Raw genomic sequence first — 15,335 nt, forward strand, 5'->3', positions numbered from 1 at the left:
CGCACTGAGGCCTTAAAGCACCAGCGCATGGTCTCCCGCATAGGCCACTCCAAACCGGTTGGACACAAAGTCTGCCAACGCCACGGCCTCTTGCCCCACAAAGCCTTGCTGCGGCAACCGCCCCTGGGCGACCAGGTCCAGCGCGGTGCAAATGCCTGCGGCAGTGGTGAGCTGGATGGCGCTGAGCCGGTGGCCCGCCAGTTCGGTGCCCACAATGTGGGCCGAGTACGACTCTTGCAGCAAACGCCCACCGCGCAGACCCGAGGCCGTGGCAAACACCACGATCACGTCCTGATCGGTGGTGGGGATGGCGGTTTCCAGAATGTCTTTGAGCAAATCGCGCCGCTCGCGCAGACGCAGGTCGTTGAGCAGCAGTTTGAGGATGGCGTTGTGGCCTGGGTAGCGGATGGACTGGTAGTCCACCTGCCGGGCCTTGCCTGCGAGCGTTTCGGTGAGCGTGCCCAAGCCACCCGAGGTATTGAAGGCCTCGTACTCCACCCCATCCAGTGCAAAGGTCTCCAGGCCTTCGAGGGCGGGCACGGTGGTGCGCACGCCGTCCACAATGGCTTCGCAGGGGTTGCAGTACTCGTTGATGAGGCCCTCGGTGCTCCAGGTCAGGTTGTAGCGCAAGGCGCCCTGGGGGTAGCGTGGCAGTGCCCCCACGCGCATGCGCAGCGTGTGCAGGGTGTCAAAACGCCGGGCCAGATCGTTGCCCACGATGCCGATGAAGCCTGGCGCCAGGCCACATTGGGGCATGAGCACACTGCGGGCGCTGGCCGCCAGGGCGCGGATGGCCTGGGTACTGGCCACGTCCTCGGTCAGGTCAAAGTAGTGCACCCCAGCGGCGGTGCAAAGCGTCGCCACCGGCACAGCGCGGTGAAATGGCAGTGCATTGAGCACGGCAAAACGACCGTTGATGGCGGCCTGCAAGCTGGCGTCGTCGGTCGCCCATTGGGTGGACGCCCCCAAGGCAGCCACCTCGGCCAGGCGCGCAGGATCCCGGTCCACCACCAGAACGTCGTAGTCGCGGGTTTGCTGCAGCAACAGCGCCATGGCAAAGCCAATGTGGCCAGCGCCGAGGATGGTGATGGCGTGGCGGGTGGATGGGGTGGTCATGGCAGTGCTCCTGGTATGGGCTTGCGGCATGCCCGCAAGCTGGGGTAGAGATGCCTTGATGCTAGGCAAGGGTGCTGTCAATGTGTAGCCGCCAAACCGTCGAAAGATGGGTTTTGTTTTGTCATACCGGCGAATATCATGGCCACTATGACGTTTGATACCACCACCCACGCCGCCCCACCCGCTTTGCCCGTGCTGGACGCCACCGACCGCCAGTTGCTGAGCCTGCTGCAAGCCAACGCCCGCGAGGGAACAGCCCAGTTGGCGCGCAGGTTGGGCCTGGCGCGCACCACCGTGGTGGCGCGCATTGCACGGCTGGAGCGCACAGGCGTGGTGGCAGGCTATGGCGTGCGGCTGGGCACCCGGCTCGATGCCACCACTGTGCGGGCCTGGTGCAGCATCAGCGTGCTGCCCAAGGCTGCGCCCGCCGTGCTGCGTGCACTCGAGGCGATGGCCGAGGTTGAAGAGGTGTCGGCCGTGAGCGGGCCGTTTGACTACCTGGTGTTTTTGCGCTGTGGCAGCCACGAGCAGCTAGACACATTGCTCGACCGCGTGGGCCAGCTCGAGGGCGTGCACCAGACGCAGACCAGTATCGTGCTCAGCCGCAAGATTGACCGGCGAACTATTGGGTGACATTCCCCTGAGCGGCTGCGCCGCGCCACCCCTTCTCTCGACTCGCTGCGCGCATCGGGAAGGGGGACGCAGCCAGCGCGGCGGGGCGGTGCGGTGCGGTCGGCGTAGGCCCTTGCGCGGCAGCCCTGGCCTGGGCCGCATCAGTCATGACCAGCACGCCCGCAATCAAACACTGAATACTATGAATATAGGAGCTGCCTGCGCCTATCTATCAGGCGCTAGAGGCCATTTTTTCCTGATTAGCTACTTACCTCAGATACCCGCAGCACTTTCAAAGGCAGTGGCCCAGCAGTCACCAAGGCTTTCAACAGCCTGGGCAGCATGGCAGGCAGATCAAAGCGGCGGTTGAATCGCCAGCAGAACTCGGCCAAGTAGCGCTGTGCATACCTGGTATGGTCAAACGAGTGATAGGTGCCCGCCATGCTGGTCTTGAGGTTGCCCAGCAAGGTGTTCACCCAACGCAGCTGAGGTGTCTGTGCCCCCTTGCGCCCACCGCCAGTCACGTAGCGCTCATGCGTAGCCTGCGCCTGCTGCACTTGCGCAAAGGCCCGAGTGCCGTCGCTGACCACGTGGCAGCGCGCCGCTAGGTGAGCCTGTGCCCATTGCCGCATGTGCTCGTTGGTGAAGTCCGCCACAGGTGTCAGGCACATGTACAGGGGCCGGCCATCGGTGCTGGTCTGCACCGCAGCGACGAAGGCCGTCTTGTTGGCTGCGCGGCGCCCGCCGTTGATGTGTCCTGCCCGCTCGCCCCCAAGGTAGGCATCGTCAATCTCCACCCGCCCTTGCAGCAGGTAGCGCGCATCGCGCTGGGCCATGGCCTGCATCAGTTTGTGCTTCATCAGCCATGCCGTTTTGTAGGACACGCCCAACTGGCGCTTGAGCGCCAGGGCGCTGATGGCATTCTTGTTCTGCGTCAGCAGGTACATGGCCAGGAACCACAGCCTCAGGGGCACATGGGAGTGTTCCATTACAGTGCCCACGATGGAGGAGCTTTGGTAGCCACAAAGGAAGCACTCCCACAGCAGTCGACCCGTGCCATTGCGGGTGTGAAAAAAGCGCTTGCAGCCGCAGTGCGCGCACCGCCAGCCCAAGGGCCATCGTGCGCCCACCAGGGCCTGCTCGCACTGCTGCTCGCTGCAGTAAAGGCTCTGAAACTGAGGCAGTGACAGGCCCCGTTGGAACTGGATCGCGTTGATGGACATCGCTTGCTCCTTGGCGCCGAGAACTCGGCATGTCCGTTGGAGTCCTGCGCCTAGGCTTTGTTCTGCTCACTCTGAGATATGTCGCTAATCAGGCATTTTTTTGCGCAAGCCCTCAGGCCTCGAACTGCGTCGGGTTCTTGCCCTGGATGGGGGCATAGAACGCCTTGATGGCGGCCATGTCGGCGTCCAAATCGCCGGTGGGCTCGAACACCGGCCCGAGGCCGCCCACCTTGCGGCCGTAGTCCACAAACGCGAGCACGATGGGCACGCCTGCCTGTTGGGCGATGAAATAGAAACCCGTCTTCCAGTGCCGCGTTTTGCCGCGCGTGCCTTCGGGCGGCACGATGAGTTGCATGGGGCCTGTTGCGTCCCTGATGGTTTGGGCAGAACGCGCAACGAGATTGGTGGACTGCTCCCGGTTCACCGGGATGCCCCCCAGCCAGCGCATCACGCCACCAAACGGCGCTCGGAACAGGCTGTGCTTGCCCATCCAGTACACGCGCAGGCGCAGTGTGAAAGCGAGCATCAGCGTGTATGGCAAATCCCAATTGCTGGTGTGGGGTGCGGCAATCAACACGCTTTTGGCCGCGTGGGATGGCAAAGCGCCTTCTATCCGCCAGCCGGTCAAACGCAAAGTAGCCACAGAAAAGGCGCGCAGCAAGGTGTTGACCACCGGGGTGTCAAAAATGGTGTGGTGCATGGACAAAAAGGAAACGCCCCCTGACAGGGATCTGCCGCAAGTATCGCCGAAACTTTTTGCGACATTTGCAGGGGCATAGCTGCGGATTGGTCAGGCCATTTAGCTATTAAATTAATAGCTATTAGCGCTTTCCAATAAAGGCTTGGATGGCATTTTCACCCACAACGCCTACTTTGCAGCACCTGGGCAAATGGGATAATCCGCCGCTGCACGAGGGGATTGCAGCACGGCTGCCTCACCCGGACCTGGCGCGCTCCTGCGCCGCCGCGCTCACTTTGTTTTTTCTTTTTTGAATCCTGTGGAAACCAAACTCAGCCCTTGGCGCATGTCCATCGCCCCGATGATGGACTGGACGGATCGCCACTGCCGTTACTTTCACCGCCTGCTTACGCAACACACGCTGCTGTACACAGAAATGGTGAATGTAGGGGCCATCATCCATGGCGGCACCGAACGGCACCTGCGCTACAACGCCGAGGAACACCCGGTGGCCCTGCAGCTGGGCGGCAACGAACCCGACAAACTGGCCCAGGCCGCGCGGCTGGGCGAGGAATGGGGCTATGACGAGATCAACCTGAACTGCGGCTGCCCCAGCGACCGTGTGCAGCGCGGTGCGTTTGGCGCCAGCCTGATGAAAGCGCCCCAACTGGTGGCCGACTGTGTGAAGGCGATGAAGGACGTGGTGACGGTGCCCGTGACGGTGAAGCACCGCATTGGCATCGACAAAGACGAGAGCTATGGCTTTGTGCGCGACTTCATCGGCACCGTGGCGGACGCGGGCTGCACCGTGTTCATCGTGCATGCGCGCAATGCCTGGCTACAAGGCCTGAGCCCAAAGGAAAACCGCGATGTCCCACCGCTGCGCTATGAGGTGGTGCACCACCTGAAGGCAGAGTTTCCGCAGTTCACCATCGCCATCAACGGAGGCATCACCACAGATGCGGTGGTGCAGCAGCAGCTGGAGCACCTGGACGGCGTGATGATTGGCCGAGAGGCCTATCACAACCCCTGGTGGCTGGCACGCTGGGACTCGCTCTACTACGGCAGCCAGGGCGGTGTGCCCTGCCCCCTGAGCCGTGAAGAGGTGGAACTCGCGATGGTGGAGTACATGGAGCGCGAAGCTGCACTGTATGGCACGCCCTGGGCGCACATTGCCCGCCACATGCTGGGCCTGCGCCACAGTTTGCCGGGCGCGCGCATCTGGCGCCAAGTGTGGAGCAATCACCTGCTCAAAGACCGCCCTGCTCGCGAAGTGTTTGCACTGGCCCAACAGGCAGTGGCAGAGTCCTTGCTCCACCACCAAGAGCATTGATCGTTCAATGACCTGCTGGGTCTGGGTCTGGGTCTGCGTTTAGGTTTGTGCCCGGCGACCCAGCCCATCCTCGCTATGCGCCAAGGGCCATTTGCTTGTCCAGCCAGGCCAATAGTGGCTGGGGGCGCCCGAACAGATACCCCTGCAGGCACTCGCAATGGCTTTGGATGAGGAAGTCTGCCTGCGCCTGCGTCTCGACCCCTTCGGCTACCACCCGCAGCTTCAGGTGGCCAGCGACCGCCAGGATAGATTGCACGATGGCCGTATCGTTGGGGTCCCCCGGGGTATCCTGGACAAAGCTCTTGTCAATCTTGAGCTCGTACAGCGGCAGCCGCTTGAGGTAGGCCAGGCTGGAATAGCCGGTGCCAAAGTCATCGATGGAAAACCGCACGCCCAGCTGCACCAGCTCCGTCATGCGGGCGATGGTGTCGTCCAGGTTCTCAATCAGCAGGCTTTCGGTCACCTCCAGGATCAGCAACTCGGGCTTGGCGCCGGTGGCGGCCAGCACATTGCGGATACGCTCCACAAAGTCTTCTTGCCGAAACTGCCGCTCGCTCACATTGACAGAGATTGACAGCGCCTGCCCTTGGGCCTGCAGCTTGGCCAGGGCATCACAGGCCTGGCCAATCATCCAGTCGCCCATGCGCAGGATGAGCCCTGATGCCTCTGCCAGGGGAATGAAGCGGCTGGGCGGCACGTTACCGCGCTCGGGGTGGTTCCAGCGCATCAGCAGCTCGCCGCCCACCACGGCGCCCTGGGCATTGACCTGGGGTTGCACATACACCGCCAATTGCCCTTCGGCTGCGGCTTTCTTCAGGTCTTGTTCCAGCGCCAGGCGCTCTTGCACATCGGCCTGCATCGCGGCTTCATAAAAACGGATGCGATTGCGCCCCATGTCTTTGGCGCGGTACATGGCGGTGTCTGCTTCGCGCAGCAGGTCTTCGGTGCCCTCGGCTTGCTTGGGAAACAGCGTGATGCCGATGCTGCTGGTGCTGCTGTAGAGATGGGTCTGGATGCTGTAGGGCACCTCCAGGGCGGCACGCACGGTCTCGGCCACAAGCAATGCAGCCCTGCCCGCCCCTTCGATGTCAGCCCCCAAATGCCCGATCAGCATCACAAACTCGTCCCCACTGAGGCGCGCCACCGTGTCGCCCGGGCGCAGCAGGCTGAACAGGCGCTGCGCCACCTGCTTGAGCATGGCATCACCCACCGTGTGGCCACGGGCATCGTTGATCTGCTTGAAATTGTCCAGATCGACAAACAGCACCGCCCCCATCTGCTTGGAGATTTGTGCGGCCGCGACAGCCTGCTCCATGCGGTCCATCAGCATGCGGCGATTGGGCAGCTGGGTGAGCGCATCAAAGTAGGCGAGCTGGTGCGAGCGGGCCTCGGCGTTTTTGCGCTCGGTGATGTCTCGCGACAGCGCGATGAAACACGGTGGCTCTCCAGGTCCCCCCCCGGGTTTGCGGGCTATGGACAACTCAAACCAGTAGGGTTGGCCTTGCAAGTCCAGGCGAAATTGATGGCCTGCCGAGTAGCCGGTGGCTGTTGCCGCCTGAATGGCGGCGCGGCAGCCAGCGGCTGCGTCAGGCTGAACAATGTCTTCCAGCTGCATGCCCACGAAGTGGCGGGCCGGCTCGGCCAGTGGGGCAAGGTGCCCGCTGCGGCAGTAAGCAATGCGCCCATCGGAGCCGATTTCCATGAGCAAGTCTGGAATGGCATTGAGTGTGCTGGCCAACTCGTCGCGCGCGCCACGCAGCTCAGCCGTCATGGCATAAGCCAATGCCTCAGCCCGGGCGCGTCCGGTGGCCAGCAGCCAGGCAAACCAGCCCAGCACCAAGCTGAGCAAGGCACCAATCAATGCAGAAAGGTGGTGCGTTTCGTACTCATAGCGATCTTCAAAGGCAGGCAGCGGCACCATGCGCAGATTCCAGGTATGCCCCCCGAACACCATGGGGCGAATGACCTGCCGTTGTGCCTGCCCGTGCTCAAGGCGGGCATCGGTGTACAAGTAGCTGCTACCGTCCTGGGCATCACCGTCCAGCACATCCAGGCCGATGTCAGAGTCAAACTCTCTGGACAGCCCGGCAACCACCTCTGCCAAATGAAAGGGGGCAGACACCCAGCCCAACAATGCAGCACGGCGCTGTTGCAACGTGTCCAGCGCGGCACCGTTGGCATAGATGGGCAGGTACATCACCAAACCCCTGGCGCCCCCCGCTGGTTCGTCTTGCGCCAGCGGCAACAGGGCGGACACCGCCAGGGCACCCGTGTCTGCCGCGCGGTCCAGCGCCTCGCGGGCCGCAGGAACCATATAGGCATCCAGCCCCAGAACACGCTGGTTTTCAGCATCCAGGGGCTCGATGTGGGTGACTGCAGCGTAGGTGGGCCGATCGCCCGGCGGGCGCACGGTGTACTGGGGAAAGCCGCGCTGTCGCATGTCCTCAATGTGCGATGACAGAGACGCCGCAGGGAGCTTCAAAATGAGCGATATTCCCTTGAGCCCCGGGCGAGTCTCTTGCAACTGCAGTGAGCTGACATAGGAGCGAAACTCCTGGCGGTCAATGCGCTCCGAGCCCTCGAAGTAACCGCGCGTGCCACGCAAAACCATCTCGTAGGTGGCCATGCGGTCAGCCAGGTTGTAGCCAATGCGCTCCGCAGCGACCTGAAAGTTCACGTCCCGCCGGTCTCTGCTGCCGCGCTCCTCACTTCGCCAGTGGGCATAGGTCAGCCCCAGCATCACCAGCGACAGCACAGGCGCCAACACCCAGCCCCAGAGGCGCTGTAGTGCTGAAGAATGTCCCGGTAAGGTGGGGATTGCTTGTGGGGGTGGGAGCATCGTTCGGTCTAGGGGCCCAACCAGCCTTTTGGCCGGCACGCAGCAAACAGCATAGCCGCCTGCACCAGCGCATTATCAACATGCCCAGATAGCTCAGACATGATTTTTTACAATGTGTGCACACCTACGGCGCAGGCTGGTGCGGTGGTGGCGCCAGCGAGTGTGTACGCTATCCCAGCCCGATGGCCGATGGCCGATTGCAGGGTGACATCACCCAAGCACAGCACCGCCCACCAAGATAACCCTCAGAACATCGCACCATGTCACCGATTGATTTGGAATTCGAAGAATCTCAGTTTCGTGCCTTTTATGCGGACCACCTGCCCCAATTGCAGGCGGCATGCGCTGGCGTGATCCACACTTTGGAGCAGTTGGTGGCGGCTGCCCCGGGGATAGAGGTCTCCAAGGTGGAGGGCCGCGTCAAAGACGTTGACGAGTGCATTCGCAAGTTCCGCCGCAAGTACCGGGCGGCCCTGGAAGAGAGCAACACGCCGTATGAAATCCAGCCATGGATCACCGACTTGATCGGCGTGCGGGTGGTGTGCCTGTATGAAGACGAGCTGGAAAAAGTGGCCCAACTCGTGCAGTCGCAATACGCCGTGATCGAGGTCACCAACAAGGCCGCAGCCGTGGAAAGCACGGAAACCGAGTTTGGCTACAAAGGCCTGCACCTGGACCTGCGTGCCAAAGCCTCCCCAAAAGCCCAGGCTGAATCAGCAACAGAAGCCCCCTGGCCTTTCGAGCTACAGATCCGCACCATCATCCAAGACTCGTGGAGTGTGCTGGACCACAAGATCAAGTACAAAAAGTCCATTCCGGGGCAGCTCAAGCGGCGCATCAATGTGCTGTCGGCGTTGTTTGAGCTGGCAGACCGCGAGTTCTTGCAGATCAGAGATGCCACGGCAGCAGAGTTGCTGCAAGCGCCAGACGAAACCGCAGAGCCCGCAACCGAAGCGCAGCAAGATGCCCTACAGGCGCCCAAGGCATCGGCACTGGGTAGCGAGCTCAACGCGTTCACCTTCCTCAAGATTGCCAACCACTTTTTCAAAGACTTCGAGTTCGAGGCCTCCAAGGTGGACAGTTTTGTGGCCGATATCCAGCTGTGGCAGCCCGGCATGACCCGCTCGCAATTCAATGAACTGCTGCGCCACACCATTGGCACCATCAAACGCTACAAGCAGCATTTTGAAGAGCAAAACCCGCAGGCCTCGTTCAACCCGTTTACGGTGATGCGCCACTGCCTGTACCTGGGCCAAAAGGGCAAGTTTCGCCCGGCTTTGCGCAATGTGGCGCGACAGGCCTTTGAGAGCTGGCTGCTAGAAAACCAGACCTGAACGCTTGGCAAGGCTTAGTTCATCAAAAAAATATGCTACCAGCGCCCTATGGAAAAGCGCTGGAAGCTATATTTTTTTATAGCAAAAATCCCTTGTAAATGGGCAGGTAGCATGGCAATCCCGGGCGCCAAGTTGTCGCCAAGGCGACTCGCGATTGGTGGTTTTACTCCATTCATTTGTTGCGGAGTGCTGCTATATTGCACTGCAACATAACGGAGTTTCGCCCCATGCTCTACCAGATCTACGAAACCCAGCGCTCCCTGATGGAGCCCTTTGCTGACTTTGCGCAAGCAGCATCCAAACTCTTCAGCAATCCGGTTTCGCCGTTCAACCAGGTCCCGCTGGCACAGCGCCTGTCGGCTGGCTACGACCTGCTGTACCGCCTGGGCAAAGACTACGAAAAACCCACCTTTGACATTCCCAGTGTAGATGTGGACGGCGTGGGGGTGGCCATCCATGAGCGCATTGAGCTGGACAAGCCATTTTGCGAACTGCGCCGCTTCAAGCGCTTTTCAGACGATCCTGCCACCCTGACCAAGATCAAGGGTCAGCCGGTGGTGCTGATCGTGGCCCCCCTGTCTGGCCACTACGCCACGCTGCTGCGCGACACCGTGCGCACCATGCTCAAAGACCACAAGGTCTACATCACCGACTGGAAGAATGCACGCCTGGTGCCCCTGTCCGAAGGTGAATTCCACCTGGACGACTACGTTAACTACGTGCAGGAGTTCATTCGCTACCTGCAAGGGACCTATGGCAACTGCCATGTCATCAGCGTGTGCCAGCCCACCGTGCCCGTGCTGGCCGCTGTGTCCCTCATGGCCAGCCGGGGCGAGACCACACCGTTGACCATGACCATGATGGGCGGCCCCATCGACGCCCGTAAGTCACCCACATCGGTGAACAACCTAGCGATGAACCGCAGCTTTGAATGGTTTGAGAACAACGTGATCTACCGGGTGCCAGACAACTTCCCTGGGGCTGGCCGGCGCGTGTACCCCGGCTTTTTGCAGCACACCGGTTTTGTAGCGATGAACCCTGATCGCCACGCCTCCAGCCATTACGACTATTTCAAAGACCTGATCAAAGGTGACGACGCCAGCGCCGAAGCCCACCGCAAGTTCTATGACGAGTACAACGCTGTGCTGGACATGGATGCGGATTACTACCTGGAGACCATCAGCACCGTCTTCCAGGAGTACAGGCTGGTCAATGGCACCTGGGATGTGCGCTCCCCCGATGGCAAGTTAGAACGGGTGCGCCCCCAAGACATCACCACCACCGCCTTGTTTACGGTAGAGGGCGAGCTGGACGACATCTCCGGCTCGGGCCAGACAGAGGCCGCCCACGACCTGTGCACTGGCATTGTGCGCAAAGAGCAGCGCCATTTGGAAGCCAAAGGTGCCGGGCACTACGGTATCTTCAGCGGCAGACGCTGGCGCGAACTCGTGTACCCCCAGGTCAAGGCGTTCATTGTGGAACACCAGTTGAGCGCCGCACCGGCGAGCAAAACGGCGACCTCTCGCACCGGGGCGGCAGCACCTGCTCCCGCAGAATCGGCAACGGCTGTGGCCGTTACGTCAACGCCGACGCAGCGATCCCGCCGAGCCACCTCGGCACGCAAGGCTTGAGCCCTGCCCAGCCCGCCACAGCGGGCCGCGCCACCACCGCCGAGCTGGCGCGCCGCATTGATGCGGCGCTGCCCCAAACCCAATGCACCCGCTGCGGCTACCCTGACTGCGCCACCTATGCGCAGGCCGTAGCCGTCGGCGAGGCTGGCATCAACCAATGCCCACCGGGCGGTGCACAGGGCATTGAGAGGCTCGCAGGCATCATGGGAGTGCCACCGCTGGCAATGAACCCTGAGCACGGACAAGAATCGGTTCGTGCCGTGGCGTTCATTGACGAAAACTGGTGCATCGGCTGCACGTTGTGCATCAAAGCCTGCCCCACCGATGCCATCGTGGGGGCCAACAAGCTGATGCACACGGTGATAGAGCCGTATTGCACAGGTTGCGAGTTGTGCGTGCCCGCCTGCCCGGTGGATTGCATTGAGCTGGAGAGCGTGACCGGCGAACGTACAGGCTGGGCCGCCTGGAGTGCGGAGCAAGCCAACGAGGCGCGCGAGCGTTACGCTGCACGCCAACAGCGCCTCGCCCAAACCGGGGCGCAGGACGAAACAGCCGCAGACATCCGGCGCACCTTACTGGAAGAAGACGCGGGCCCTGCTGATGCACCTGCGGAGCCACCATTGCAGGACGCAGCGGCCACTCGGCGCGCAGCGATTGCCGCAGCCATGGAGCGCGCAAGACAATTGCGTGCGGGCGGCAGCTGAGGCGCCCCGACACCGCCGGCCGGGCACACTGACCGGGCCTGCACCTTGCCCAACTTGCCAAGTTACCGGGCTGCTAAGGTTTTGTAGACGCCGCACCCCACATACCAGTCGTCCACCTGGCTGACGAACGACATCTTGGTCTGTACCACCCCAGTGGCGGGGTTGGTGATGTCGTATTCCACCCAGCCGGGCCCTTGCTGGGCCTGGGTCACGATGTCGTGCACCAATTGGTCCCCGGCAATGCCCGGAATGTCTTGCACCCGCGTGCCTACTTTGGAGGGGTTGCCTCCAAAGGCCAGGTAGCGGCCCGCTTCATCGAGCACGAACACATACATGTCGCGATCATGAAAGCCTGCCGCCTTGTCTGTGATCCGGCCCAGAAACTGCTCGCGTGGGCTGGAGCGGCGCAATGCCACCGCCTTGCGCACCAGCGCTACCGCCTCTTCCGCCGTACCCTGCTGCAGCCTGAAAGCGGCCACCGCCTGGTTCAGGGTGCTGGCACGCTGCTCCAGAGCCTCGGCCTGCTGCACAGCCAGCCCCACCATCTGCGCGTTGTCCTGGGTAATCTGGTCCAGCTGCTGCACCGCACCGCTGATCTCTTTGAGCCCTGTGCTTTGTTCGTTGCTGGAGTTGGCAATCTCACTCATGCTGGCGGCCACACTGTGAATGCCCCCAGCCATGGCCGAAATCCCTTCGCCCGCGGAGCGAATCAGGCCTGCGCTGCCTTCCACCTGCCCCACAGAGGTCTGGATCAGGTCACGGATCTCGCGGGCGGCCTCGGCAGAGCGCTGGGCCAGCATGCGCACCTCGCTGGCCACCACCGCAAAGCCCCGACCCTGCTCGCCCGCGCGGGCAGCCTCCACAGCAGCGTTCAGGGCCAAGATATTGGTCTGAAAGGCGATACCGTCAATCACGCCAATGATCTCGCTCATGCGGCGCGCACCTTGTTGGATAGCCTCTACGGATTGCACGGCTAGGCCCATGGACTGAGCACCGCTGTCTGCGGCCTGCCGCACCTGGGCGGCCTTTTGATCGGCGCTCAGGGCTGTGTGGGCATTGTTTTGCACGGTCGACGACAACTGCTCAACACTCGCCGCCGTTTCCTCCAGGTTGGCAGCCTGCTGCTCGGTACGGTCGGCCAGAGCCCGATTGCCCTGCGCCAGGCTTTGTCCTGCGTGGGCAACCAGCGCTGCATTGCTGCGAATGTCTGCCACCATGGCCGAAAGTTTGTAGACCATCTGGTCCAGCGAACGGGCCATATCACCCATCTCGTCACGGCTTTGCAGGCTGGCGTGCACGGTCAGGTCACCCTGGGTCGTTTTGCGCATGGAGCCAGCCACCGCCTCCATGTCCTGGGCCATGCTCACCCACAGCGCCAGTTGCACATAAAGCATCAACGCACACGCAGTGGCCGTCAGCCAATACGGTGCAGAAAGCCCTGCCAACACCACGGCCAGTAAGGCAAGCACAGTACCCCATGCCACTTTGCCAAGCCAGCGCATGCGCCGCATCAGCCACAACCCCGGGCTCAATGGAGAAAACGCCGCCATGTCTTTTGTCCCTTGTCTCTATTTGTATATGGGCCATGCTAGGAGGCCGCTCTTACGCTCGGTTGACGAAAGGCGAGGCAGGCGGGTAAACGATAAGGTACTGAAGCCAAACCCAAACCCAAACCCAGCCTAACAGTTTTATTCACGCCGCCTGGGTGAGACTGAAGCAACGCCCCAATGCCGACCCGCCAACAGCCTTCCATGACGCAATCAAGGTAGTGCATGCATCCACCATAATGCAACCCCATGAATTCCCTGCTCTCTCACTTGCAGCCTTATCCGTTTGAAAGGTTGCGGCAACTTTTCGCTGAGGTCACGCCTCCAGCCCACTACTCACCCATCAGCCTGGGCATGGGAGAGCCTCGCCATCCCACCCCGCAATTCATCAAAGACACACTTTGCAACAATTTGGAGGGATTGGCTAGCTATCCCGCCACCGCAGGGGATATTCGCCTTCGCACGGCATTCACCGACTGGATTGCCCGCCGTTACCAGCTTGCACTGAGCCCAGCCACCCAGGTGCTGCCTATCAATGGCTCTCGCGAAGCCCTGTTTGCCTTTGCGCAAACGGTGGTGGATGCAGCCCAACCCGACCCAGTCGTGGTATGCCCCAATCCGTTCTATCAAATCTATGAGGGAGCGGCTTTGCTGGCGGGGGCCACGCCCTACTATGCGCCCAGCGATCCGGCGCGCAACTTTGCGGTGGATTGGGACAGCGTTCCACAGGAAATCTGGAAGCGCACGCAACTGATTTTTGTGTGCTCCCCCGGCAACCCCACAGGTGCTGTCATGCCACTGAGCGAGTGGCACAAACTGTTTGCGCTGAGTGACCGTTACGGTTTTGTGATCGCATCGGACGAGTGCTACAGCGAAATCTACTTCCGTGACGAGCCGCCTTTGGGTGGACTCGAAGCTGCTCACAAGCTGGGGCGCCACGATTTCAAAAACCTGATCTCCTTCACCAGCCTGTCCAAGCGCAGCAACGTGCCGGGCCTGCGCAGCGGCTTTGTGGCGGGCGATGCAGCGCTGATGAAGAGCTTCTTGCTCTACCGCACCTACCATGGCAGCGCCATGAGCCCTATCGTGCAAGAAGCCAGCATTGCCGCCTGGGCCGACGAAGAGCATGTGGTGCAAAACCGCGCCCTGTACCGCAAGAAATTTGCCCAGGTCACCCCGCTGCTGGCGGGCGTGATGGAGGTGGCCCTGCCCGACGCTGGCTTTTACCTCTGGGCCAAAGTGCCCGATGCCTTGGGCATGACCGATGCCGAATTCGCGAAGGCGCTTTTGGCTCAATACAATGTGACGGTGCTGCCCGGCAGCTACCTGGCCCGCGAGGCCCAGGGCAGCAACCCCGGTGCCCAGCGCGTGCGCATGGCCCTCGTGGCCGACACCGAAGAATGCGTGGAAGCCGCACTGCGCATCGTCCAATTCATCCAATCCCGTACTGCTTGAACAACATGAGCCAACAACTGCAAAACACCATTGAAACCGCATGGGAAAACCGTGCCAGCCTGTCTCCAGCGTCCGCCCCCAAGGAAGTGGCTGACGCCGTGGACCAGGTGATTGCCGAACTGAACAACGGCACCTTGCGCGTGGCAACACGTGAAGCCGTTGGCCAATGGACCGTGCACCAATGGATCAAGAAGGCCGTGCTGCTGTCCTTCCGACTCAAAGACAACGAAGTGATCCAGTCGGGCGACCTGACCTTCTACGACAAGGTGCAAACCAAGTTTGCGCACCTGAGCGCTGATGAACTCAAGGCCACTGGCGTGCGCGTGGTGCCTCCAGCCGTGGCACGCCGTGGCAGCTACATCGCCAAGGGCGCCATCCTGATGCCTTCTTACGTCAACATCGGCGCCTACGTGGGCGAAGGCACCATGGTGGACACATGGGCCACCGTGGGCTCGTGCGCACAGATCGGTGCAGGCGTTCACCTGTCGGGTGGCGTAGGCATTGGTGGCGTACTGGAGCCACTGCAAGCAGGCCCCACCATCATTGAAGACAACTGCTTCATCGGCGCCCGCTCTGAAGTGGTCGAAGGCGTTGTGGTCGAAGAAAACTCGGTATTGGGCATGGGCGTGTACCTGGGACAAAGCACCCCCATCTTCAACCGCGCCACGGGCGAAATCAGCTACGGCCGCGTGCCTGCCGGCTCCGTGGTGGTCAGTGGCAACCTGCCCAAGACGGCCGCCAACGGCGCGCCTTACAGCATGTATGCCGCCATCATCGTCAAGCAGGTCGATGCGCAAACGCGCTCCAAGACCAGCATCAACGACTTGCTGCGCGACTGATTTCGCCCACCTGCGACGCGCCT

Annotated in this window: 12 protein-coding genes; 7 read left to right on the forward strand and 5 right to left on the reverse strand. The window is 61.7% G+C overall.

Annotation, left to right across the window (positions count from 1 at the left end):
* Positions 1–12: 12 nt before the first annotated feature.
* A complete protein-coding gene (locus tag C8C98_RS19075; protein ID WP_121455553.1) occupies positions 13–1,116 on the reverse strand; it encodes a saccharopine dehydrogenase family protein in 1,104 nt (367 codons plus the stop codon).
* A 147-nt stretch (positions 1,117–1,263) separates the two neighbouring features.
* On the opposite strand from C8C98_RS19075, the gene C8C98_RS19080 reads away from it, so the two are divergent.
* Positions 1,264–1,749 carry an Lrp/AsnC family transcriptional regulator gene (locus C8C98_RS19080; RefSeq protein ID WP_121455554.1) on the forward strand — a complete coding sequence of 162 codons (486 nt, stop codon included), beginning with the start codon at positions 1,264–1,266 and terminating at the stop codon, positions 1,747–1,749.
* A 239-nt stretch (positions 1,750–1,988) separates the two neighbouring features.
* Here the strand turns inward: C8C98_RS19080 and C8C98_RS19085 are convergent, their stop codons facing one another.
* Both C8C98_RS19085 and C8C98_RS19090 read right to left on the reverse strand, forming a co-directional pair.
* Positions 1,989–2,951 carry an IS1595 family transposase gene (locus tag C8C98_RS19085; protein ID WP_121452643.1) on the reverse strand — a complete coding sequence of 321 codons (963 nt, stop codon included), beginning with the start codon at positions 2,949–2,951 and terminating at the stop codon, positions 1,989–1,991.
* 112 nt (positions 2,952–3,063) lie between these two features.
* Entirely contained in the window at positions 3,064–3,651 is a 588-nt protein-coding gene (locus C8C98_RS19090; protein ID WP_121455555.1) for a lysophospholipid acyltransferase family protein, read from the reverse strand.
* A gap of 298 nt (positions 3,652–3,949) precedes the next feature.
* Between C8C98_RS19090 and dusA the strand changes: the two genes are divergently transcribed.
* Complete coding sequence (gene dusA / locus C8C98_RS19095) at positions 3,950–4,963, forward strand: tRNA dihydrouridine(20/20a) synthase DusA (protein WP_255423181.1); 1,014 nt, start codon at positions 3,950–3,952, stop codon at positions 4,961–4,963.
* A gap of 73 nt (positions 4,964–5,036) precedes the next feature.
* On the opposite strand, the gene C8C98_RS19100 is transcribed toward dusA, so the two are convergent.
* Positions 5,037–7,802: an EAL domain-containing protein gene (locus C8C98_RS19100; protein WP_121455557.1), complete on the reverse strand. Its 2,766-nt coding sequence runs from the start codon at positions 7,800–7,802 to the stop codon at positions 5,037–5,039.
* Between the two features lie 260 nt (positions 7,803–8,062).
* On the opposite strand from C8C98_RS19100, the gene C8C98_RS19105 reads away from it, so the two are divergent.
* From C8C98_RS19105 to rsxB, 3 genes are all read left to right on the forward strand, one after another.
* On the forward strand, positions 8,063–9,136 hold the full coding sequence (locus C8C98_RS19105; protein WP_121455558.1) for a GTP pyrophosphokinase family protein: 1,074 nt from the start codon (positions 8,063–8,065) through the stop codon (positions 9,134–9,136).
* 227 nt (positions 9,137–9,363) lie between these two features.
* Positions 9,364–10,767 carry a polyhydroxyalkanoate depolymerase gene (locus tag C8C98_RS19110; protein WP_121455559.1) on the forward strand — a complete coding sequence of 468 codons (1,404 nt, stop codon included), beginning with the start codon at positions 9,364–9,366 and terminating at the stop codon, positions 10,765–10,767.
* Positions 10,764–11,471 carry an electron transport complex subunit RsxB gene (gene rsxB / locus C8C98_RS19115; protein WP_121455560.1) on the forward strand — a complete coding sequence of 236 codons (708 nt, stop codon included), beginning with the start codon at positions 10,764–10,766 and terminating at the stop codon, positions 11,469–11,471. The genes C8C98_RS19110 and rsxB overlap by 4 nt, the downstream gene beginning before the upstream one ends.
* Positions 11,472–11,533: 62 nt before the next feature.
* Here rsxB and C8C98_RS19120 read toward each other — a convergent pair whose 3' ends face one another.
* Entirely contained in the window at positions 11,534–13,021 is a 1,488-nt protein-coding gene (locus C8C98_RS19120; RefSeq protein ID WP_121455561.1) for a methyl-accepting chemotaxis protein, read from the reverse strand.
* 246 nt (positions 13,022–13,267) lie between these two features.
* Here C8C98_RS19120 and dapC point away from each other — a divergent pair, with 246 nt between their 5' ends.
* Positions 13,268–14,473 (forward strand): succinyldiaminopimelate transaminase, encoded by a 1,206-nt coding sequence (gene dapC / locus C8C98_RS19125; RefSeq protein ID WP_121455562.1) that lies wholly within the window; start codon positions 13,268–13,270, stop codon positions 14,471–14,473.
* A gap of 5 nt (positions 14,474–14,478) precedes the next feature.
* Positions 14,479–15,312 carry a 2,3,4,5-tetrahydropyridine-2,6-dicarboxylate N-succinyltransferase gene (gene dapD, locus C8C98_RS19130; protein ID WP_121456396.1) on the forward strand — a complete coding sequence of 278 codons (834 nt, stop codon included), beginning with the start codon at positions 14,479–14,481 and terminating at the stop codon, positions 15,310–15,312.
* Positions 15,313–15,335: the final 23 nt, after the last annotated feature.

The sequence above is a fragment of the Acidovorax sp. 106 genome, assembly GCF_003663825.1.
In the GTDB taxonomy this organism is placed as follows: Bacteria; Pseudomonadota; Gammaproteobacteria; order Burkholderiales; family Burkholderiaceae_C; genus Acidovorax.